Below are 21,761 nucleotides of genomic sequence, written 5' to 3' on the forward strand. Positions count from 1 at the left end.
TGAGGCCATAAGCGGGGCTACGGCGATACCTTGCCGGAGGAATCTATGACGACCTTTTTGAAACAGTTCTTCACCTGGTGGAACGGCCAGACGCTCGGAACCCGCTTCCATACCTGGCGTCACGGCACCCGCGTCGGCACCGATGAGTTCGGCAACGTCTACTATGAGGGCGGCAAGGATTCTGAAGGCCGCACCCGCCGCTGGGTCATCTACAACGGCTATTCGGAAGCGTCCTCGATCCCTCCGGGCTGGCATGGCTGGATCCATCACCGCGTGGATACCCCGCCGTCCAGGGAGAACTACCAGCCGCGCGAGTGGCAGAAGCCGCATAACCCGAACCCGACCGGTACGCCGAACGCATACCGTCCGAAGGGCTCGCTGCTGAACACCGGCGAACGCCCGCGCGTGACCGGCGACTACGACGCCTGGACCCCGGGCAACTGAGTGCAATGCGAGGCTGTGGCGAGGTTTTTCTCGCCACAATCGTCCTGTACCCAGACGCAGTTCCTTCCTGAATCACCGGATCGTACCGCCGCATGGGCACTCGCAATTCGATGACATCTCTGCGCCGCCTGCTGCTCACCGCCGTGGGCTGCCTTGCAGTTGCGGCTGTTCCTGCGTCTGCCGAGCGGATCAAGAACAAGGTCGCGGAGTTTACCGGTGTCGACAAGATCACCGGCCGCATCATCACCTTCGACGTCTACATCAACGAGACGGTGCAGTTCGGCGCGCTGCAGGTCACCCCGCGCGTCTGCAATTCCTCGCCCGAGACGGAAGAGCCCAAGACCGACACCTTCGTTGAAGTTGACGAGATCACCCTCGACCGCAAGATCCGCCGCATCTTCACCGGCTGGATGTTTGCCGAAAGCCCGGGCCTGAACGCTGTCGAGCACCCCGTCTATGACGTCTGGCTGAAGACCTGCAAGCAGGAGTCGGACGTTCCCGCGCCCGAGGCGCCGAAGACCAACTGAAGCCGCTCAGGGCGCGAACTGCGCGTCACCCTGCAGCGCTTCTTCCAGCATCTGCTCGTATTTCTTGCGCGGAACGTCGATTGCGCCGAAGCGCTTGAGGTGCTCGGTGGTGAACTGCGTGTCGAGGAGCACGAAGCCGCGTTCCCTGAGCCGCTCGACCAGGTAGACCAGCGCCACCTTCGACGCATCGGTCTCGCGCGAAAACATGCTTTCGCCGAAGAAGGTGCGCCCGAGGCTGACGCCATAGAGGCCGCCCACCAGCTTGCCGTCCCGCCAGCTTTCGACTGTGTGGCAGTAGCCATGCTCGAAGAGGGCAGTGTAGGCTTCGCGGATCGGCTCGTTGATCCAGGTCGACATGCGCCCTTCGCGCGCCTCCGCACAGCCGTCGATGACGCCTTTGAAGTCGGTGTTGACGCGGATTTCGAAGATCTGCTGCCGGACCGTCTTCCTGAGGCTGCGCGGCACGTGGAAGGAGTCGAGCGGCAGGATGCCGCGCGACTCGGGTCGAACCCAGAAGATTTCCGGATCGTCGGCGCTTTCCGCCATCGGAAAGACGCCTGACGCGTAGGCACGCAGCAGGAGGTCGAGGGGAATTCGACGTCCTGGTGCGATGGGGCGGCTCATGATGCCAGCCTGTGCCCGTTGTTATCCGTCGTTGCCCGGCGTGGTCGAAGCCAGATACTTCTCCAGCCAGTGAATATCGTAATCGCCATTGGCGATGTCGATATTGCCAACGAGGTCACGGAACAGCGGCAGCGTTGTGTTGATGCCGTCGACGACGAACTCGTCAAGCGCGCGGCGCAGGCGCATCATGCACTCAACACGGTTGCGGCCATGCACGATCAGCTTGCCGATCAGGCTGTCGTAGTAGGGCGGAATCTTGTAGCCCGAGTAGACGCCGGAATCGACACGCACGCCAAGGCCGCCAGGCGTATGGAAGTGCGTGATCTTGCCAGGCGACGGCACGAAGGTGCGCGGGTCCTCGGCATTGATGCGGCACTCGATCGCGTGGCCGTGGAAGCGCACGTCTTCCTGGCGGACCGAAAGCCCGCCGCCTGATGCAACGCGGATCTGCTCATGGACGAGGTCGATGCCGGTGATCGCTTCCGTGACCGGATGCTCCACCTGCAGGCGGGTGTTCATCTCGATGAAGTAGAACTCGCCGTTCTCGTACAGGAACTCGATCGTGCCAGCGCCCGAATAGCCAAGGTTGGCGATCGCGTTTGCGCAGATCATGCCGATGCGGTCACGTTCCTCTGCATTGAGGGCAGGGGAGTTCGCTTCTTCCCACACCTTCTGGTGACGGCGCTGCAGCGAGCAGTCGCGTTCGCCAAGGTGGATCGCCTGGCCCATGCCGTCGCCCATGACCTGGACTTCGATGTGGCGCGGCTTCTCGAGATACTTCTCGATGTAGACGGCGTCGTCGCCGAACGCGGCACCAGCTTCCGAGCGGGCTGTTGCAAGCGCGACCTCAAGGTCAGCTTCGCTGCGCGCGACCTTCATGCCGCGGCCACCGCCGCCGGCCGAAGCCTTGATGATGACCGGGTAACCGATCTCGGCGGCAATGCGCTTGGCTTCCTTTTCCTCGGTCACGGCGCCGTCGGAGCCGGGAACGACCGGGATGCCCAGGCTCTTCGCGGTGCGCTTCGCCTCGATCTTGTCGCCCATCACGCGGATGTGGTCGCCCTTCGGGCCAATGAAGGTGATGTTGTGCGCGGCGAGAATGTCGGCGAACTTCGCGTTCTCCGACAGGAAGCCGTAGCCCGGATGGATCGCATCCGCGCCGGTGATCTCGCAGGCCGCCACTATCTGGTGGATGTTGAGGTAGGATTCGCGCGACGGCGGCGGTCCAATGCAGACGCTCTCATCGGCGAGGCGCACATGCATGGCATCCGCGTCGGCGGTGGAATGCACCGCGACCGTCTTGATGCCGAGCTCCTTGCAGGCCCGCAGGACGCGAAGCGCAATTTCACCGCGGTTGGCGATCAGGATTTTCTGGAACATCGCCCGGCCTATTCGATGACTACGAGCGGCTCACCGTATTCCACGGGCTGCGCATCTTGGCACAGGATCGCGGTGACGGTGCCCGCACGCGGTGCAGGAATCTGGTTCATCGTCTTCATCGCCTCGATGATGAGAAGGGTCTGGCCCTCCTTCACCTGCTGGCCGACGGTGATGAACGGCGCGGCGCCCGGAGCCGGAGCGAGGTAGGCGGTGCCGACCATCGGCGACGGGACGGCGTTCTTGGAGACGTCTGCCGGTGCCGCCGCTGCGGGAGCAGCAGGAGCCGCCGGGGCAGCCGAAACGGGTGCCGGAGCAGGCGCAGCTGCCGGGGGAAAAGCCTGGACCGCAGCCGGAGTGCGCGAAACGCGAATCCGCAGATCGTCCTGTTCGACCTCGATTTCGGTCAGATTGGTTTCATCCAGAATGCTGGCGAGGTCGCGGATCAGCTGCTGGTCAACGCCGTATTTCTTGGTCGACATCGAGTTGGGTCCCTTATCGTGTTTCTTGGCGCCGGTCATGACCGGGCGGCGAGCGCGTGAAGTGCCATGATGTACCCGTATGGGCCGAATCCACAGATCATGCCGGTGGCAACGGGCGACACCCATGAATGGTGCCTGAATTGTTCGCGCGCGTGAATGTTGGAAAGATGCACTTCCGCGACGGGCAGGGGCTGCACGGCCCGGATCGCGTCGTGGATGGCGATGGAAGTATGACTGTAGGCGCCGGGGTTGATGATCAGCCCCTTGGCCTTGGCACCGGCTTCCTGAATCCAGTCGACCAGAACACCCTCGTGGTTGGACTGGCGGAAATCGACCTCAAATCCGAGCTCGGTGCCGGCCTTGCGGCAATCCTCGCCGATCTGGTCCAGCGTCTTGCCACCATAGATGCCGGGCTCTCTGACGCCGAGCATATTGAGGTTGGGGCCGTTCAGAACGAAAATGACATTTGACATGGATAGATGGTCCCTGCGCGCCGGCATCTATAAAGGGCTTAGTCCGGGAGGCAAAGAGCGCAAGTGCCTTCTTCGCCTGTCCACAACGACAACAGCGCGTCCGCTTCACGGTTAATTCGTCGCGCGGGCCTGATCAACCTTTTCTGACAAAACCTCGTGTCCGAGCGCGCCGAACACGACTTCATCACCCACCACATAGGAAGGCGTACCGGTGATCGCGAGCCGGTTGGCAAGGTCATAGGTCTGGTTGAAGGCCTCGATGATCTCGGGGTTCTTCATCTCCTGGCGCAGCGTCGCCTCATCGACACCGAGCGAGACGGCGGCGAGGATCGCCGCGCCTTCCGAAGCGCGGGCGCCGCCGACGAGCAGGCGCTCGTGGAACTCCTGGTACTTCTCCGGCGCCAGCGAGCGGAATGCCATCGAGACGATGTGCGCCTTCTGCGAGTCGGGCCCGAGGATCGGGAATTCCTTCAGTACGAAGCGCAGGTCCGGATTGTTGGTGACGAGCGCCTTCATGTCCTCGTGCGCGCGCTTGCAGAAGCCGCAGTTGTAGTCGAAGAACTCGACGATCGTCGTGGTACCGTTCGGATTGCCGATCACGCCGTCATACTTTGAATTGAAGATGACGTCGGCCGACTCGGCGATGGTCGCGCGCTGCAGCTCGGCCTGCATGTCCTGCTGGCGCTGTTCGAGCGCCACCTGCATCTCTGCAAGGATCTCCGGATTTCCGAGGAGATATTCGCGCACGATCTGCTCGATCTGCTGCTGTGGCAGGCCGGCCGATGGTGCGGACGCCTGCACGGCGGCAGAGGAGGACGCCTGGTTGCCGGCATAATAACCTGCGCCGACCATTAGTGCGCTGGCGGCGAGGCCTGCGAGAGCGAAGGGGATTGCTTTGATGCTCATGTCGGATTGGCCTGTTCTCTGCGCCTAGCGCTTTGGTGCCTTGTAATTGAGGATGTCCTGCGCGCGCAGCCAGGAGGGTGATCCCTTCTTCAGCTTCAGCTGTGCCCGCGCGGCGAATTTCTTCGCTTCGTCGTACTTGCCCGAATAGAAGTGCCCGTCGGCGGTTGCAAGCTCCGCCTGGCCGATATCGCCCAGCTGTCCGTAGGCCTGCGCGAGATAGCGGTAGCCGGCGGAAAAATCCTTCGCGCGCGTCAGCCCCGCCTGCAACTCGACAACTGCCTTGCGGATATTCTCGGGCTTGCCGGTGGCGAGCAGCGCCTGGCCGTAGCCGATCTGGATAAGGCCGGAATTGCCGCGCTCGAGGCTCTTTGCGCGGCCAAAGGCTTCAGCGGCCTCAGCCGGACGGCCGGCCTTCATCAGGATCTCGCCACGCATTTCGTGGAAATAGGGGTTCTTCGGGTTCTGTGCGACCACGGCGTCGATCTTGCCGACTGCGGCGCGGGCGCTGCCGGAAATGAAGGTAGCGATGGCGTCGGCGTAGAGAGCAGGCAGACCGCGCGGATCGTTGCGGAACAGCCGCATTGCCGCCTGGTGGCCCTGCGTGTAGGCGGCGATCTTGGCCCGCATCAGGTCGTGGCGCAGCTGCAGGGCAGGGGGATCCTTGCGCTCGAAGTGCTTGCTCTGGCGCGCCAGGGTTTCGAGCGTCGCAATGCGCTCCTGCGGCGTCGGGTGGCTGATCTGGTAGGGATCGACGCGAACGCCGGCGAGCGCCATCGACTTGCCGAGCCGCTCGAAGGTCTTCAGCATGCCTTTGGCCGACTGGCCGGTGCGCTCAAGATAGGTGATGGCCGAGCGGTCGGCGGTGGCTTCCTCGGTGCGCTGGTAGCTTAGCAGCGAACGGCGGGCAGCTTCCGTGCCACCCATGAGGATGCCGGTGCCGGAGCGGGCAAGGCCGTCGGAGCCCGCTTGCGCGCCGGCCACCATCGCGCCCGCGCCAAGAATCGTCGAAATGATAGCCATGGTCTGCGCGCGCGACAGCTGCTCGCGCAGGCGCTGCTGGTGGCCGCCGGCGATATGACCGGCCTCGTGCGCGATCACGCCGATAATCTCGTTCGGCGTTTCCGACATCAGCAGCGCGCCGGTGTTCACGAAGATGCGACGCCCGGCCACGAACGCGTTGAACGAGTTGTCGTTGACCAGAATGATTTCAATGCCGGACTTGCTGAGGCCCGCAGCCTCGAGAATCGGTCGGGCATATTCGGCAACCAGTGCCTCGATTTCCGCGTCGCGGACGAGAGAGATGCCGCGCTGGGCATGGGCCTGCGCGGAAACGGCCACCGACAGGATCGTGGCAAGGAACAGGCGCAAGACGTTGCGGAGCGAAGCAAATCGACGCATGGAAGTCAGAGCTAACGGACCTTGGGTAAGCTGAAAAGCTGCGGCGTTGGTTTTCATCAACTTGTGATCCGCACATGTTTCAGGCATTTGTGCGGCCACTCCCCCTTCTGGTTACCGAGGTTATACATGGCGGTCGCCATTTCCAGACGCGGCGCAGTCGAGCCGTTTCACGCAATGGACATCCTGGCAGAGGCGAACCGCCTGCGTGCCCAGGGGCATCCGGTGGTGTCGCTTGCCGTCGGCCAGCCTTCCGATCCCGCTCCGCGCGCGGTGCGAGAGGCTGCAGCGCGTGCGGTTCAGAACGGACAGATAGGCTACACCGATTCGCTGGGCCTGATGGACCTGCGAAAGGCAATCGCCCAGCACTATGGCGATGCCTACGGCCTCGACGTACCTGCCTCGCGCATTGCCGTAACAACCGGCTCGTCGGCCGGCTTCAACCTCGCCTTCCTCGCGATGTTCGACGCAGGCGACCGCGTTGCGATCACCACGCCCGGCTATCCCGCCTACCGCAACATCCTCGCGGCGCTGGGCCTTGAGGTCGTCGAGATCAGGCTGGGCGACGAAGGCTACCTTACCGCGGAAATGCTGGAGCGTACCCATCGTGAAAAAACGCTCAAGGGCGTGCTGTTCGCCAGCCCCGGCAACCCGACCGGTGCTCTGATCCCGGCAGAGGCGCTGCGCGAGCTGGTCGAAGCTGCCCGCAACCTCGGCATCGCCGTCATCTCGGACGAGATCTACCACCGACTGTCCTACACCGGCGCCGATGTCAGCGCGCTGAGCTACGGCGATGATGTAACGGTCATCAACTCGTTCTCGAAGTACTATTGCATGACTGGCTGGCGCATCGGCTGGATGGTGCTGCCGGAGGAGCTGGTTCGACCCGTGGAGCGCATTTCTCAGAGCCTCTACATCTCTGCACCGGAAGTCTCGCAGATCGGCGCGATCCAGGCGTTCGGCGCGAGCGAGGAGCTCGATCTCGTCAAGCAGCGCTACATCGCTAACCGCGCATTGCTGTCGGACGCGCTGCCGAAGCTCGGCCTGCCGCTGGCAGCACCCATGGACGGCGCGTTCTATGCTTATTGCGATGTTTCGCGGCACACGAATGACAGCATGGACTTCGCGAAGCGTCTGCTCGCAGAGGCGCATGTCGCGGCAACGCCGGGTCTCGACTTCGACATTAGCGAAGGCCATCGTTACCTGCGCCTGTCCTATGCGGGTAGCGGCGCGGACGTTTCCGAAGCCATCGAGCGGCTGACGCGCTGGCTTTAACCAGCTCGGTCGGGTGCCGTCTGCCCGCTAACCAATCCTTGAAAACAAAGGAACCGGCGCGTGCGCCGGTTCCTTTTTGTCTGATCGGTTGTGCGGCTTAGAAGAAGCCGCGACGCTGCCACCATCCTTTGCGTGGCTTCGGCTCCTCGCCGGCAGGGGCCGACGAGGTCACGACCGGCTCGGTCGCGATCGGCTTGGGGTCCGCCTTCGGAGCCGGTTCCTCTGCCTTGGCCTCCGGCTCGGATTCGGCCGGCGCCTCCGTTACGTCCGCAGCCACTTCCGACGGCGCTGCTTCTGCGGCCGGTTCCTCAGCAGGGACGGCAGCAGGTTCGGCGACGGGCTCAGCCGGAGTCTCGACAGCCTCGGCGGCAACCGGCTCGGCCGGCGCTTCGGCCTCGGCAGTTGCCTTCTTGCGACGCGTGGTGCGCTTCTTCGGCTTCTCTGCCGGCTCCTCGGCAGCTGGTGCCGCCTCAAGTTCGGTCGCAGCCTGTGCGACTTCTGCTTCGGCAGCCTCGGCCTTCTTGGAGCGCCGGCGTGTGGTCTTCTTCTTCGGCGCTTCCTCGGCTGGAGCCTCTGCGGCAGCCTCAACGGCAGCTGCCGGTTCGACCGAACCCTCGACGGTCTCCATCGCGGCCGCATCGGCGTCGCCGGTCGCCGCAGGCGCTTCTGAGGTTGCCTCGGCTACAACCTCGGCGGCAGGTGCTTCAGCCTCGCCCTCAGCCTCTTCACCGGAAGCTGCTGCCAGCGCGTCCTCGTCACGACGGTTGCGGCGTCCACCGCGCTTGCCGCGACGGCGCTTCTTTGTCTCGCCATTGCCGGCAGCCGACCCTTCAGCGCTGGCCTCGCCAGCGGATTCGCCCTCATCGTCGGTCTCGGCAACGGCATCGGCCGTCTCGCCGGCATCGTCGTCGACGGTGGATTCACCGTTCGTCGCTGCCTGTGCTGCGTCCTGCTCACCGCGATCGCGACCGCCACGACGGCGGCGGCGACGCTTGCGCTTGCGCTGGCCGCCATTGCCGTTTTCTTCCTGCGTAGCGGCAGCAACCGGCTCCGCAGCCTCTTCTTCTGCCTCTTCCTCGACCTCAACGTCGATGATGTCGTCCTCAGGCTCTTCCTCGTAGGCGATGGTCGGCATGACCGGCACGAAGCCTTCCGGCCGCTCTGCAATGGCGCCCTTGACGATGAGGTAGTGCTGCGAGCGCACCGACTCGTCGGCCTCGATGGTGATCGTCAGGCCGAAACGCCTCTCGAGGTCGATCAGCGTCGAACGCTTGTGGTTGAGAATGTAGATCGCGGTGGCCGTCGGCGTACGCACGATGATGTGGTTGCGCGAGTCCTTGAGGAGGTACTCCTCGATCGCGCGGATCACCAGCAGACCGACCGACGAATCGGACCGGACATGACCGGCGCCGCCGCAATGCGGGCAGACCTGCATGGTCGATTCGAGCACCGAGGCGCGGATGCGCTGGCGCGACATTTCGAGCAGACCGAAATGCGAGATCCGGCCGACCTGGATGCGGGCGCGGTCGTTCTTCAGGCATTCCTTCAGCCGCTTCTCGACCGCGCGGTTGTTGCGGCTCTCCTCCATGTCGATGAAGTCGATCACGATGAGGCCGGCAAGGTCGCGCAGGCGAAGCTGGCGGGCAATTTCCTCCGCTGCTTCGAGGTTCGTCTGCAGCGCGGTGTCCTCGATGGAGTGCTCCTTGGTGGAGCGGCCCGAGTTCACGTCGATCGCAACCAGCGCTTCGGTCTGGTTGATGATGATGTAGCCGCCGGACTTCAGCGTCACCTGCGGCTGCAGCATCTTGTCAAGCTGCCCCTCGATGCCGTTGCGCGCGAAGATCGGCACAGTGTCGCGATAGGGCTGAACCACTTTGGCGTGGCTCGGCATCAGCATGCGCATGAAGTCCTTCGCCTCGCGGTAGCCCGACTCGCCGGCGACGAGGATCTCGCTGATGTCCTTGTTATAGAGGTCACGCACCGAACGCTTGATGAGGGAGCCTTCCTCGTAGACGAGGGCAGGGGCCGTGGACTTCAGCGTCAGATCGCGGACGTTGTCCCACAGGCGCATCAGGTATTCGTAGTCGCGCTTGATCTCGGTCTTGGTGCGGCTCTCGCCGGCTGTGCGCAGGATGACGCCCATGCCCTGCGGGACATCGAGCTCCTTGACGATTTCCTTGAGGCGCTTGCGATCCTGGGCGTTGGTGATCTTGCGGGAGATGCCGCCGCCACGGGCGGTATTGGGCATCAGCACGGAGTAGCGCCCGGCAAGCGACAGATAGGTCGTCAGCGCGGCGCCCTTGTTGCCGCGCTCTTCCTTGACCACCTGCACCAGCAGGATCTGGCGGCGCTTGATGACTTCCTGGATCTTGTACTGGCGGCGATGCGGCCGGCGGCGCTCTTCGTGGACTTCCTCGAAGGCATCCTCGGCACCAACGGACTCGATCTCGTCGGCGCCGTTATTGTCGTCGCCGTCGTGAGAGTCGCTGTCGTCGTGATTGTCGTCGCTCGGCGCTTCGGCTTCTTCGGCAAAGTGGCCTTCGGCAGCAGCAGGAGCTTCCTCGGAAACCACGTCGACTTCCGCGGCCTCGGCCAGCACCTTTTCGCGGCTTTCCTCGCCTTCGGCCTCTACGGCCTCGCCAGCTTCGTCGTCGTGGCTTTCGCCCTCGGCGTCGGCCTCAGCGCCGTTCGTCTCGCCGGCGGCGTGTGCGCCTTCGCCATTGCGGTCGCGGTTGCGGCCACGGCGACGGCGGCGGTTGCGGCCGTTGCGCTCCTCGCCGTCCTCGTCGTCATCATCGGCATCGCGTGCGTCCTCGGCTTCTGCACGCAGCAGCGCCTGACGGTCGGCAACTGGGATCTGGTAGTAGTCCGGATGAATCTCCGAGAAGGCCAGAAAGCCATGACGGTTGCCGCCATATTCAACGAAGGCGGCCTGAAGCGACGGTTCGACCCGGGTTACTCGGGCGAGATAAATGTTACCCTTGAGCTGCTTCTTGTTTTCCGACTCAAAGTCGAACTCTTCAATGCGGTTACCGCGAACGACGACTACCCGCGTTTCCTCCGGGTGGGAGGCATCTATGAGCATTTTGTTGGGCATTATGTCTTGTCTCCCCGGCGCGGGCAGACGGACGCAACCGCGGATCTGCGCGGAATACATGCGCTGTTCTTGCCAGCACGCCGGAATATTGGGGGGTCGCACGCACAAGGAGAAGCCGACCTGCCGCACCGGCCGCGGCCATGAAGGCGCGGTTTCTTTCGGTCTGGAGCAGGGTCTGGCTTGCGTTCATTGCGTTACATGCGAAACCATTATTTGAACCAAGGCCCATCTGGTGGAAACGGGCCCGCCGATTTTGCTCGTACAGAGCCGGCTGGAACCTGGTCCCAACCGTCTTTCCTCACGCCAGGGGCCCCGTTCTGCGGGTACCTCCTGCAAGAAAATTCTTTGGAAACACCTGTCCCGCCATCGACGTGCCTTTGATCCGCGGTGGCACCGTTGCTGCCAAAGCAAGGCATGGGCGGCAGGCTCGACCGATCACGACATTGCGGTGATCCGAACTTGCTTTTATGATTTGCAGAAGGTCATGGCAACCCACAATCGTTGGCGGCCTCGCTGAGCGAAAGGTTGGGGATCATCCGGCATATGGTGTTTAATCCGGCATATGGTGTTTAAAGAGTTGCTTAACCATAGGCCGTTACCAATCCTTAACTCCGGCCTTCGGCCAGATATTTGAACAGGATGCCATGCCGCAGACTTGCAGCCCCCAGTTTGACGCCCGTCTACGCCAGATGCTGACGCGCATCGTGGCCGTCCTGGTGATGTTGCTGAGTTTTGCTCCTTTCTCTGTGTCCGCATCCGAACTGCTCGTTGCGCACAGCTACAAGATGGCCGGTGATACCTCGCGCATGCGCCTTGTTGTGCATTTCGACAAGGAGCCGGACCTGCGCTGGTTCCTGCTACGCGATCCACATCGCCTTGCCATTGAAATGCCGGAGGCGGAATTTCGTTTCGACGCCGAGGAGCTGACGGCGCGCAGCATGGTCACGGGCGTGTATTATGGTAACACTGGTCCCGGTACCTCGCGCCTGATCCTTTCCTTCGACGGGCCGTTCGCCGTCGAGCGCGTCGAGATCCTGCAGAACGAGAGCGAGCCGGGCTACCGGATGGTGGCCGACATCGGCGCTGCCTCCGAGGAAGCGTTCCAGACGGCGATGGCCGAGCAGGTCGCCACGACTGGGGCCACCGCTGCCGCCAAGGGCGACCGTCTGGTGAAGCAGGCGGTTCGGCAGACCCGACCGTTCCGCGTCGTGATTGATCCGGGCCACGGTGGTATCGACACGGGGGCAGCCGGCGTAAGCGGCACTCAGGAAAAGACGATCACACTCGCCTTCGCGCTCGAACTTAAGAAGCGACTGGAGGATGTGGGCGGCCTCGACGTGTTCCTCACCCGCGACCGCGACCTGTTCCTGCGTCTCGACGAGCGCGTGAAGATCGCGCGCCAGAATGAGGCCGACCTGTTCATTTCGATTCATGCTGACTCGATCCGGCAGAAGTCCGTTCGCGGCGCGACCGTTTACACCGTCTCCGACAAGGCGTCGGACCCGGAAGCTGCCGCCAAGGCTATCCGCGAGAACCTCGCCGACGAGATCGCCGGCGTCGTGGTCGAGGAGGAAAACGAGGAAGTCGCGGACATTCTCGTCGACCTCATCCGCCGGGAGACCCAGGGCTTCTCGATCCGCTTCGCGCGCTCGCTCGTCGAGGAGCTGAAGGGTGCAATCGCCATGATCCCGACCAATCCGCATCGATTCGCCGGCTTCCGTGTGCTGCGCGCGCCCGACGTTCCCTCGGTGCTGCTTGAACTGGGTTACCTGTCGAATCCGGATGACGAAGCACTTCTGCGCGATCCCGAGTGGCGGGCAAAGGCTGCCAATGGCATTGCATCTGCCATCGGTTACTTCGCCGCAGCCCGTCAGGGTGCGGGTGGCTGAACCCGGCTCCTGAATTTGGTGTATTGCCCCCGCGCCGGAGCTCTAGTAGCGGAAGGGGCGGTGGCGATTGCGTTGCAGCAACACAACACTGTGTTATCTAATGCAGGAATCGCAAAACAGGCCTTTTCTATCGCCGCATTTTGCCCACAAGGGCGGAGCATCAGGTGTCGTTGAGACGATGCATGGTCGCGACCGGCGGTTGCGGTCATGGCGCGAGGGCTCGTTGGTCCTCCAGGTGGAGCGGGTATGATAAGGCTTATCGGATATTTCTTCGGTGTTGGTGTCGCGCTGGCGCTCGCAGTTGCCGCTGGCGTGGCCATTTACCTCACCGCAATTACCAGGGATCTGCCTGACTACGAGGTGCTCGCCCGCTACGAGCCGCCGGTAACGACCCGCGTGCATGCGTCTGACGGCGCGCTGATGGCAGAGTTCGCCCGCGAGCAGCGCCTGTTCCTGCCGATCCAGGCGATCCCGGACCGCGTCAAGGCCGCCTTCATCTCCGCGGAAGACAAGAACTTCTACACGCACCCCGGCATCGACGTGACGGGACTGATCCGCGCGATCGCCACCAATCTCCAGAACATCGGCAGCGGCCGCCGCCCGGTCGGCGCCTCGACCATCACGCAGCAGGTCGCAAAGAACTTCCTGCTCGATTCCAGCCTCTCCTATGACCGCAAGGTCCGGGAGATGATCCTGTCGTTCCGCATCGAGCAGGCGTATCCGAAGGACCGCATCCTCGAGCTCTACCTCAACGAGATCTATCTCGGCTTCGTCTATCCGGGTTATGGCGCCTACGGCGTCGCTGCCGCTGCGCTGGTCTACTTCGACAAGTCGGTCAACGAGCTGACAGTCGCCGAAGCAGCCTATCTCGCCGCGCTGCCGAAGGGCCCGACCAACTACCATCCGTTCCGCCATACCGAGCGAGCGCTGGAGCGCCGCAACTGGGTGATCGACCAGATGGTCGAGAACGGCTACGTCGACCGGGAGGAGGGCGAGCGCCAGAAGGCGCTCCCGCTGGGCGTCAACCCGCGCCGCGGTGGCAACTACCTGTTCGCCGGTGAGTACTTCACCGAGGAAGTCCGCCGCCAGATCATTTCCCGCTACGGCGAGAACGCGCTTTACGAAGGGGGCCTCTCGGTCCGCACCACGATCGAGCCGCTGATGCAGCGTCAGGCCCGCAAGGCGATGCAGAACGGCATGATCCGCTACGACACGCTGCGCGGTTACCGCGGCCCGGTCACGCATATAGACGTTTCCGCCGACTGGGGTGTCGAGCTTGGCAAGGTCCAGCGTCTCTCCGACGTGCCGGAGTGGCAGCTGGCCGTCGTGCTCGAATCCTCGCGCGAGGGGCTGAAGATCGGTCTGCAGCCTGCGCGCCAGACCTCCGGCGATCTTGTGCCGGAACGTGAAACCGCCACTGTCTCCGCCGAGGATATGAGCTGGGCGATGCGTCTGGTGCGCGACGGCAAGATGGTCAAGGTCAAGTCGCCTGAAGAGGTCGTGCAGCCGGGCGATGTCGTCTATGTCGAGAAGAAGGGCGAGGGTGACGGCTACATGCTCCGCCAGGTGCCGGAAATCTCCGGCGGCCTCGTTGCGATGGACCCACACACGGGCCGCGTGCTGGCGATGGTCGGCGGGTTCTCCTTCTCGCAGTCCGAATTCAACCGCGCGACGCAGGCGATGCGCCAGCCGGGCTCGTCCTTCAAGCCGATCCTCTACGCTGCCGCGCTCGACAATGGTTACACGCCGGCGTCGGTGGTCATGGACGCGCCGATCACCATCCGCATCGGCAATCAGGTGTGGGAGCCGAAGAACTACGGCGGTGGCGCTGCTGGCCCGTCGACGCTGCGCGCCGGCATCGAACGTTCGCGAAACCTGATGACAGTGCGCCTCGCCAACGACATGGGCATGAACCTCGTCGCCGAGTATGCCGAGCGCTTCGGTGTCTACGACAAGATGCTGCCGGTGCTGGCAATGTCGCTGGGCTCCGGCGAGACGACCGTCATGCGCATGGTCTCGGCCTATGCGATCATGGCGAACGGCGGCAAGTACATCCAGCCGTCGCTGGTCGACCGCATCCAGGACCGCTACGGCAAGACCGTGTTCCGCCACGATCAGCGCAAGTGCGAGGGGTGCAACGCGACTGAATGGGATCCGAACCTGCCCGAGCCCGAGCTCATCGATGATGCCGAGCAGATCCTCGACCCGATGACCGCCTACCAGATCACGTCGATGATGGAAGGCGTCGTCCAGCGGGGTACCGCCGCGGCTCTGGCCGAACTCGGCTATCCGCTCGCCGGCAAGACCGGCACCACCAACGAGGAGCGCGACGCCTGGTTCATCGGCTACACGCCGGACCTCGTCGTCGGCCTTTACCTCGGCTACGACCGCCCGCGCCCGATGGGCAAGGGCTCGACCGGCAGCGGCCTTGCCGTCCCGGTCTTCAAGGAACTTATGAAGGATGTCCTCAAGGACAAGCGTCCGGTGCCGTTCCGCGTGCCGGAAGGCATGACCATGATCTCGGTCGACCGCAAGACGGGCATGCGCGCCGACGGTCCAGGCTCGATCGTCGAGGCATTCAAGCCGGGCACCGGTCCTGCCGACAGCTACTGGGTCATCGGCATGGATGACTTCCAGGCAGCCGAGCGTGCGCGCGAGCTTTCGCCGGGTGCCAGCGAAGCGATCATGCAGGGCGGCGGCGGCCTCTACTGACGCCGGACACCGCCCGGCCATTTCACCTTTACAGGCGCGGACCTGCCTCCTATGTTCCGCGCCGATTCAGCTTTTTGAAGGAAACAACCGCTTCATGCGCGCGGAAATCGAGAACATCGTCGACGAAATCAAGCAGGCGATAACCCTGCTGAGGAGGCATCTTTGACTGGGATCAGGCCGTAAAACGACTTGATTACCTGAACATGCGTGCCGAGGATCCCTCCCTTTGGAATGATCCTCAGGAAGCGCAGAAACTGATGCGCGAGCGCCAGACGCTCGAAAACGGCATCAATGCCGTGAAGTATGTCACCCAGGCTCTGAACGACAACGTCGAGCTCATCGAGATGGGTGAGGAAGAGGGCGACCAGACGGTCGTCAGCGATGCCGAGGATGCCATCCGGGCGCTGCGCGCCGAGGTGAGGGCGCGGCAGATCGAGACCCTGCTTTCGGGCGAGGCTGACGGCAACGACACCTATCTCGAAGTTCATGCCGGTGCCGGCGGAACCGAGAGCCAGGACTGGGCAAGCATGCTCCTGCGCATGTACACGCGCTGGGCCGAGCGCCGCGGCTTCAAGGTCGAGGTGCTGGAAGTCCATGACGGCGAAGAAGCCGGCATCAAGTCGGCGACCATCCTCGTCAAGGGCACCAACGCCTACGGCTGGCTGAAGACCGAGTCGGGCGTGCACCGCCTGGTGCGCATCTCGCCCTACGATTCGAACGCCCGTCGCCATACCTCTTTCTCGTCGGTCTGGGTCTATCCGGTGGTCGACGACTCGATCAATATCGAGGTCAGTGAGAGCGATTGCCGCATCGATACCTACCGTGCCTCGGGCGCAGGCGGCCAGCACGTCAACACGACCGACTCGGCAGTGCGCATCACGCACATCCCGACCGGTATCGTCGTGGCCTGCCAGCAGGAGCGCTCGCAGCACAAGAACCGCGCCAAGGCTTGGGAAATGCTGCGTTCGCGCCTGTACGAGGAAGAGCTGAAGAAGCGCGAGGCAATCGCCAACGCTTCCGAGGCCTCCAAGACGGACATCGGCTGGGGTCACCAGATCCGGTCCTACGTGCTGCAGCCGTACCAGCTGGTGAAGGACCTGCGCACGGGCGTCGAGAGCCCCAGCCCCTCGGACGTTCTCGACGGCGACCTCGACGAGTTCATGGAAGCAGCCCTGTCGCAGCGCATCGAGGGTGGTGCCGGACAGGTTGTCGAGGATATCGACTGATTATGGGAATAGGGGCTTAGTTGAATAGGGCAGTATGCCTGCTTGATGACCTAAGCCCCCATTCACCTATTCCCCCTCTACAGCAACGCCTGTACCTGCTTGCCTGCCTTCAGGAAGCGCACGGGATCGATCGCCGTGCCGTTACGGCGCACTTCGAAGTGGAGGTGCGGGCCGGTCGAGCGGCCAGTCGAACCCGCTTCGCCGATGATGTCGCCGGTCTTTACTTCCTGGCCTTCCTTCACGTCGATACGGCTCAGGTGCGCGTAGCGCGAGGTGAGGCCGTGGCCATGGTCGATCTCGACCATGCGGCCGTAGCCGCCGTTGAGGCCAGCGCGGACGACCTTGCCGGCGCCGGCGCTGCGTATCGGCATGCCGACCGCCGCGCGGAAGTCGATGCCGGTGTGCATCGCCGGGCGGCGGATCAGCGGGTCGCGGCGTACGCCGAAGCTGCTGGTGACTGCCTGGCCAGGAACCGGATGATGTATCGGCAAATGCATGGCCGCAGCCTTGGCACTTTCGAGCTTCGCCAGCGCGGCATCGAGCTCGCGCACGCGGGTTTCGAATTCGAGGCTGCCATCAAGCGGCATCAGCGGGCCGCCCGTTGCCTCCTCCGGCGATTCGACGGCCGAGCTCAGGCCTGCGGCCTCAAGCGCTTCGGTGATCTGGTCAGCCGTCTGGAAGGCGGCCTCGGCAAGCTTGTCGAGACCTTCGAGCTGCTCTTCCTCGATCGCGCGCAGCGACCGGTTGATCGAAACGAACAGGCGATCAGCGCCGTCGGCGGCACTTTCGCCTTCATCCTTGCCGGGCCACGACAGGGAAGGGGCCGACGCGAACACCGGCGCATCGCGCGAGGCGCGCAGCTGCGGCTTTTCCTTCGTGCCGATCGTATCGTCGATGGCCGCACCGACTTCGCGTGCGCGTTCGAGGATCGGCTCGATCAGCCCTTGGCGCTCGGAGAGCTGCGACTGGCGGGCGAGAAGCTGGGAAACCTTGTTGACGACCAGTTGCTGGTCGAGGAGCTGGCGGCTGGTGATGCGATCGACCTGGCCGCGCAGCATCGAGATGCGGTCTTCGTAGGCCTGCTGCATGCGTGCCTGTCGCGCGGCGGCCGCACCAATCAGGTCGTCACGCAGCACGAGATAGGAAGTTGCGATAAGATAGCCGATCGCAGCAATTGCAACCAATGAACCGCACAGCGCAGCTAGCCACGGCCGCACGATGAAGTGCCGGATCTCGTCGCCTCGCGCTATGATGATTGTATGCGGTTCCTTGCGTCTGCCGAAGACGGAAGCCTGCCGATACCTTGCCACTTTACACACCCGATCGCAGGAAGTTGCGAGGGTGGATTACACATTATTAGGGTTAACAAACCTTGAGCGAGGCGGCGGTTCTCAAAGCGCGCGCGCTGCCTCCAGCACCTGCTCGGCATGGCCGCGCACCTTAACCTTCGGCCAGATCCGAACGATCTTGCCCTCACGGTCGATGAGGAGGGTGGTGCGCTCGACGCCCATGAATTTGCGGCCGTACATGCTCTTTTCCTTCCAGACGCCATAGGTCTGGAGGACGCTCTTATCCTCGTCTGCCGCGAGGATCAGATCGAGGCCGTGCTTGGTGCGGAACTTGTCGTGCAGGGCGACGCTGTCCGGCGAAATGCCAATCAGCACAGTGCCGGTTTTGTCGAACTCGGGCTTCAGCGCGGTGAACTCCAGCGCCTCTGCGGTGCAGCCCTGGGAATCGTCTTTCGGATAGAAGAACAGCACCACATTGCTGCCGCGAAAGGCGGATAGGGAGACGCGCTCCACCCCACTGCCGGGCAGATCGAACTCGGGCGCAACCTGGCCTGTCTTGATCTCGTCCATGATGGTGCTCCGTTTCAGGTTACGCTCGTGCGCCGGGCAGATATAGTGGCTGGCAAAGATTCGTCCAACTGCAGGAACGGACCATCGCGGCGTGCACAGCGAAATACCGCCTCACGAAAAGATCCGCTTTCGCCGCGGCGACGTCGCCTGTCTCGATCAGCTGCCTTCTGCCATTGCCACACCTCGCCGCCGCCAACGGTCGATGGCGCGCGCGATCAGCAAGGTTGCTGCTAGCATTACCGTTCTTTTCCTGCTGTTCGCCTCCGTTGGCATAGCGGCAATTCTAGGGGGTATCGGCGATGAGCGCCTGCGCTCGGAGGCGCAGGCCGCACTGCATCGGTTAGGCGGCGACGAATTTTTGCCGACGATCGGCGCGACCAGTGTCTCCCTCGACGGTTTTGCCACGCTCGGGCTGAAGGCAGAGGACGTTCGCGTTGGCACAGCCCATTCCGCCGAGCTGATGCGTATCGGCTCGCTTAATATGGGGCTGCGGGTTCTGCCGTTAGCACGCGGCGACGTCCGGGTTTCCAGCGTCAGTGTTGCAGACGCACGCGTCGACGTTTCCGCGCTGCCGGGTGCGGAATCTTCGCGCGCACTGCCCATCTTCGATGACGACGGTCTCATCGATCCCGATGCAGCAATCCAGCTGGTCTTCAAATCTGCCCGGCAGATGCTTGAGATGCTCGACACGCGCGAGGTCGACCGTATCGCACTCAGCGAGGTCGAGATCATCACAGCGGAGACTTCGCCTCTCGGACCTGTCCATGTCCGTGAGGCAAAAATCGCACGCAGCGGGCCAGGGCAGCTGGCGCTGACAGCCGAGCTCGAATTGGGCGGCCGCACCGCGACGATCGAGGGTACTGCCGCGATCGACGAGGCGGATGACAAGCTCAAAGCACTGTCGCTGATGATCGACGCGCCGGAAGTGCCGGAGGGGACGCAGATATCCGGTTGGGCCGCAAAATTCGCGTCGGCGAGCATCACACTTGGCGGTTCGCAAAAGCTGCAGCCCGAGAGTTTTACCCTGTCGGCGCAGATCGATGATCTTGCTCTGCCGATCGGTCGGGAAGGTTTCGTCGGCGACTTTGCGGTCGATGCGACCGCGGCAGCGGGTGCGGAAAAGCTTGAGATCAACCGGCTGCTAATTGGCAGCGGACGCTCCACCTGGGACTTTCACGGTGCGATTGGCCCGATGCCGCGCGACGGAGCTGCCGAGCGCGGCTATCGCTTCGAGTTCGTCACCGATGGTTCGTCCGTCGCGCCTGAAGAATCGCCGGAGCCCGCCATCCATCTGGTCGCGAAGATCTCCGGTCACACCGATGCAGGCCTCCGCACAATCGACATCAGCCAGATAGCGGGGCGCTCCGACAAGGGCGTCATTGCCGGCCGTTCGATCCTGCAGTTTGAGGAAGGAAAGAGCCCTGGCGTCCAGTTCCGCATCGGCGTTCAGGATATGCCCGTCGCTTACACCAAGCAGCTCTGGCCGTGGTTCGCCGCCAATTCCGCGCGGCGTTGGGTACTCGCAAACGTCTTCGGCGGGAGCGTGGAGGACGGACAGGTCGAGCTGAATGTTCCGCCCGGCCGCCTCGGCAATGGCGTTCCGCTCGGCGCCGGCGAAGTTTTTGGCGAGTTCAGGATCCGCAACACTCGCTTCGACGTTGCCGGTCATATACCTCCCGTTCGCGACGCCATCGGCGCGGTAAAGTTCGACGGCACTGATGTCGACATCTCCCTCCAGAGCGGCACGGCCTACATGCCGACCGGCCGCACCGTTGCGGGGAAGGACGGCACGCTGACGATCCGCAACGCGCATGTCCGCCCGGTCATCGGCAAGCTCCAGATCGACATTTCCGGCAATGCTGACGCTGTGCTGGAGATGGCAGGCTACGACCCGATCAATGTCGGCCGCTACATCGATCTCAAGCCAGAGGAGCTTGAGGGGCAGGTTACGGGCTCGGTCACCGCGGACATTCCGCTCCATCGCGATATTCCCGTCGAGACGCTCGGCTGGAAGGTGGAGCTGGACTATGAAGATGTTTCGCTCACCCGTGAGTTCGAGGGCCAGAAGGTCACCCAGGCCACCGGGTCGATCGCCGTTGACCCGAAACTCGCGGTCATCAAGACGAAAGCTCAACTCAATGGCTCTCCCGCGACCCTCGACTTGACGGAGCCGCTCGGCAAAGACAAGTCGCAGCGGAGGCGGCTGGTCGAGCTGCAGCTCGACGACAAGACGCGCCAGCGTCTGGCGCCCGGCCTCAGCGAGATCCTGTCTGGCCCTGCAGGGCTTAAATTCGATCACGCGGCAACCGGCGAACGCGAGATCAGCGTGGCGCTCAACCGCAGCTCCCTCAGCCTGCCATGGATCGGCTGGAGCAAGGGGGCAGGGGTCCCCGCCACCGCCAGCTTCAAGATGAAGAGCGAGGGCAAGACCGTCTCGCTCTCCGACTTCAAGCTGACAGGGGACAGCTTTGGCGCGTCCGGCTCGCTGGTTCTCAACGACGGCGTCCTGCAGAGTGCGCGCTTCGGTTCCGCACGTCTCAACCGCGGCGACGATTTCTCCGTCGACATCTCGGCGAAGGGCAAGGGTTACGCCATCAGCGTCCGCGGCAAGAGCGCCGACGTGCGATCGGTCGTAAAACTCTACACCACCATGTCCGGCAGCGATGGTGGTGGCAGTTCAGGCGGCACACGGTCGATTAATCTTGACGTCCAGCTCGACGCAGTGACTGGTTTTCATGGGGAGACGCTCCGCAATGTCCGGGTTGTATATGCGGGTACCGGCTCCCGCACAGACCGGCTTGAATTCTCCGCCATCACCGCGAGCGGCCGGCCGGTCGCCTATGTCGACACGCTGCAGGGCGGACAGCGCCGGATCGACATGACATCGACCGATGCGGGCGCGGTGCTGCGGTTCCTCGATTTTTACGAATACATGCGCGGTGGCGAGATCGCGCTGGCGCTGGGCAGCCGGGGCGACGGCAACCTTGCCGGCCACATTGACGCGCGCAACTTCTGGATCGTCGACGAGCCTCGCCTTGCCTCGATCGTCTCAAGCACCCCGCCGGGCGACAGCCGCTCGCTCAACCAGGCGGTGCGGCGCGAGATCGACACGCAGAGCGTCGAGTTCGAGCGCGGCTTCTCTCGCATCGTGAAGGGTCCCGGCGGCATCTCGCTCGATAGCGGCGTGCTGCGCGGGCCTCTGATCGGCATGAGCTTTCAGGGCACGCTCGCCGACGCGCAGGGCAACATCGCCATGACCGGCACCTTTATGCCGGCCTACGGCCTCAACCGCATCTTCGGCGAGATCCCGCTGATCGGCGAGCTTCTCGGCAACGGCCGTGACCGCGGCCTGATCGGCGTCACCTTCCGGGTCCTGGGCCGCAAGGACAATCCGCAGCTGGAGGTCAATCCGCTGTCGGTGATTGCGCCGGGTATTTTCCGCTCGGTGTTTGAGTTCAAGTGAGGGCGTCGCGTA

16 protein-coding genes are annotated in these 21,761 nt (G+C 63.5%); 7 read left to right on the plus strand and 9 right to left on the minus strand.

What is annotated here, in order from left to right:
- Positions 1 to 45: 45 nt before the first annotated feature.
- Both L630_RS0107250 and L630_RS0107255 read left to right on the plus strand, forming a co-directional pair.
- Positions 46 to 444, plus strand: coding sequence for an NADH:ubiquinone oxidoreductase subunit NDUFA12 (locus L630_RS0107250; RefSeq protein WP_024847606.1), 399 nt, complete (start codon positions 46 to 48; stop codon positions 442 to 444).
- 110 nt (positions 445 to 554) lie between these two features.
- Positions 555 to 971 carry a DUF2155 domain-containing protein gene (locus L630_RS0107255; RefSeq protein ID WP_051473128.1) on the plus strand — a complete coding sequence of 139 codons (417 nt, stop codon included), beginning with the start codon at positions 555 to 557 and terminating at the stop codon, positions 969 to 971.
- Positions 972 to 977: 6 nt separating this feature from the next.
- Here L630_RS0107255 and aat read toward each other — a convergent pair whose 3' ends face one another.
- The 6 genes from aat to L630_RS0107285 all read right to left on the minus strand — a co-directional run bounded on the left by aat (position 978) and on the right by L630_RS0107285 (position 6,231).
- On the minus strand, positions 978 to 1,595 hold the full coding sequence (gene aat / locus L630_RS0107260) for a leucyl/phenylalanyl-tRNA--protein transferase (protein WP_024847608.1): 618 nt from the start codon (positions 1,593 to 1,595) through the stop codon (positions 978 to 980).
- Positions 1,596 to 1,616: 21 nt separating this feature from the next.
- Complete coding sequence (gene accC / locus L630_RS0107265) at positions 1,617 to 2,975, minus strand: acetyl-CoA carboxylase biotin carboxylase subunit (RefSeq protein ID WP_024847609.1); 1,359 nt, start codon at positions 2,973 to 2,975, stop codon at positions 1,617 to 1,619.
- 8 nt (positions 2,976 to 2,983) lie between these two features.
- Complete coding sequence (accB, locus tag L630_RS0107270; protein ID WP_024847610.1) at positions 2,984 to 3,454, minus strand: acetyl-CoA carboxylase biotin carboxyl carrier protein; 471 nt, start codon at positions 3,452 to 3,454, stop codon at positions 2,984 to 2,986.
- 35 nt (positions 3,455 to 3,489) lie between these two features.
- Positions 3,490 to 3,927 (minus strand): type II 3-dehydroquinate dehydratase, encoded by a 438-nt coding sequence (aroQ, locus tag L630_RS0107275; protein WP_024847611.1) that lies wholly within the window; start codon positions 3,925 to 3,927, stop codon positions 3,490 to 3,492.
- Positions 3,928 to 4,038: 111 nt separating this feature from the next.
- The gene (locus L630_RS0107280) at positions 4,039 to 4,833 is read right to left on the minus strand and encodes a DsbA family protein (RefSeq protein ID WP_024847612.1); all 795 of its coding nucleotides are present in this window, start codon (positions 4,831 to 4,833) and stop codon (positions 4,039 to 4,041) included.
- A gap of 24 nt (positions 4,834 to 4,857) precedes the next feature.
- Entirely contained in the window at positions 4,858 to 6,231 is a 1,374-nt protein-coding gene (locus L630_RS0107285; protein ID WP_024847613.1) for a M48 family metalloprotease, read from the minus strand.
- 126 nt (positions 6,232 to 6,357) lie between these two features.
- On the opposite strand from L630_RS0107285, the gene L630_RS0107290 reads away from it, so the two are divergent.
- Positions 6,358 to 7,503 carry an aminotransferase class I/II-fold pyridoxal phosphate-dependent enzyme gene (locus L630_RS0107290; protein ID WP_024847614.1) on the plus strand — a complete coding sequence of 382 codons (1,146 nt, stop codon included), beginning with the start codon at positions 6,358 to 6,360 and terminating at the stop codon, positions 7,501 to 7,503.
- 97 nt (positions 7,504 to 7,600) lie between these two features.
- Here L630_RS0107290 and L630_RS0107295 read toward each other — a convergent pair whose 3' ends face one another.
- Positions 7,601 to 10,600 (minus strand): ribonuclease E/G, encoded by a 3,000-nt coding sequence (locus tag L630_RS0107295; protein WP_024847615.1) that lies wholly within the window; start codon positions 10,598 to 10,600, stop codon positions 7,601 to 7,603.
- A 644-nt stretch (positions 10,601 to 11,244) separates the two neighbouring features.
- On the opposite strand from L630_RS0107295, the gene L630_RS0107300 reads away from it, so the two are divergent.
- The 3 genes from L630_RS0107300 (at position 11,245) to prfB (ending at position 16,427) form a co-directional block, all read left to right on the plus strand.
- Complete coding sequence (locus tag L630_RS0107300; RefSeq protein ID WP_051473117.1) at positions 11,245 to 12,489, plus strand: N-acetylmuramoyl-L-alanine amidase; 1,245 nt, start codon at positions 11,245 to 11,247, stop codon at positions 12,487 to 12,489.
- Between the two features lie 246 nt (positions 12,490 to 12,735).
- Positions 12,736 to 15,201 (plus strand): penicillin-binding protein 1A, encoded by a 2,466-nt coding sequence (locus L630_RS0107305; RefSeq protein ID WP_024847617.1) that lies wholly within the window; start codon positions 12,736 to 12,738, stop codon positions 15,199 to 15,201.
- Positions 15,202 to 15,295: 94 nt separating this feature from the next.
- Positions 15,296 to 16,427 (plus strand): peptide chain release factor 2 gene (gene prfB, locus L630_RS0107315; protein WP_144706127.1). Its coding sequence is split into 2 segments (ribosomal slippage): positions 15,296 to 15,361 and positions 15,363 to 16,427, totalling 1,131 coding nucleotides; the frame shifts between segments, so codons are not numbered across the junction.
- A 77-nt stretch (positions 16,428 to 16,504) separates the two neighbouring features.
- Here prfB and L630_RS0107320 read toward each other — a convergent pair.
- Entirely contained in the window at positions 16,505 to 17,737 is a 1,233-nt protein-coding gene (locus L630_RS0107320) for a M23 family metallopeptidase (protein WP_024847619.1), read from the minus strand.
- Between the two features lie 81 nt (positions 17,738 to 17,818).
- Positions 17,819 to 18,286 carry a peroxiredoxin gene (locus tag L630_RS0107325; RefSeq protein ID WP_024847620.1) on the minus strand — a complete coding sequence of 156 codons (468 nt, stop codon included), beginning with the start codon at positions 18,284 to 18,286 and terminating at the stop codon, positions 17,819 to 17,821.
- A gap of 91 nt (positions 18,287 to 18,377) precedes the next feature.
- Here L630_RS0107325 and L630_RS0107330 point away from each other — a divergent pair, with 91 nt between their 5' ends.
- Positions 18,378 to 21,749: a DUF3971 domain-containing protein gene (locus tag L630_RS0107330; protein WP_024847621.1), complete on the plus strand. Its 3,372-nt coding sequence runs from the start codon at positions 18,378 to 18,380 to the stop codon at positions 21,747 to 21,749.
- Positions 21,750 to 21,761 lie beyond the last annotated feature (12 nt).

This window comes from Aminobacter sp. J41, from assembly GCF_000526635.1.
Taxonomy (GTDB): domain Bacteria; phylum Pseudomonadota; class Alphaproteobacteria; order Rhizobiales; family Rhizobiaceae; genus Aerobium.

Excerpts from the sequence above, each read along its gene's own strand:
- L630_RS0107250 (WP_024847606.1), top strand. The coding sequence starts at position 46 with ATGACGACCTTTTTGAAACAGTTCTTCACCTGGTGGAACGGCCAGACG.
- L630_RS0107255 (WP_051473128.1), top strand. The coding sequence starts at position 555 with ATGACATCTCTGCGCCGCCTGCTGCTCACCGCCGTGGGCTGCCTTGCA.
- aat (WP_024847608.1), bottom strand. The coding sequence starts at position 1,595 with ATGAGCCGCCCCATCGCACCAGGACGTCGAATTCCCCTCGACCTCCTG.
- accC (WP_024847609.1), bottom strand. The coding sequence starts at position 2,975 with ATGTTCCAGAAAATCCTGATCGCCAACCGCGGTGAAATTGCGCTTCGC.
- accB (WP_024847610.1), bottom strand. The coding sequence starts at position 3,454 with ATGTCGACCAAGAAATACGGCGTTGACCAGCAGCTGATCCGCGACCTC.
- aroQ (WP_024847611.1), bottom strand. The coding sequence starts at position 3,927 with ATGTCAAATGTCATTTTCGTTCTGAACGGCCCCAACCTCAATATGCTC.
- L630_RS0107280 (WP_024847612.1), bottom strand. The coding sequence starts at position 4,833 with ATGAGCATCAAAGCAATCCCCTTCGCTCTCGCAGGCCTCGCCGCCAGC.
- L630_RS0107285 (WP_024847613.1), bottom strand. The coding sequence starts at position 6,231 with ATGCGTCGATTTGCTTCGCTCCGCAACGTCTTGCGCCTGTTCCTTGCC.
- L630_RS0107290 (WP_024847614.1), top strand. The coding sequence starts at position 6,358 with ATGGCGGTCGCCATTTCCAGACGCGGCGCAGTCGAGCCGTTTCACGCA.
- L630_RS0107295 (WP_024847615.1), bottom strand. The coding sequence starts at position 10,600 with ATGCCCAACAAAATGCTCATAGATGCCTCCCACCCGGAGGAAACGCGG.
- L630_RS0107300 (WP_051473117.1), top strand. The coding sequence starts at position 11,245 with ATGCCGCAGACTTGCAGCCCCCAGTTTGACGCCCGTCTACGCCAGATG.
- L630_RS0107305 (WP_024847617.1), top strand. The coding sequence starts at position 12,736 with ATGATAAGGCTTATCGGATATTTCTTCGGTGTTGGTGTCGCGCTGGCG.
- L630_RS0107325 (WP_024847620.1), bottom strand. The coding sequence starts at position 18,286 with ATGGACGAGATCAAGACAGGCCAGGTTGCGCCCGAGTTCGATCTGCCC.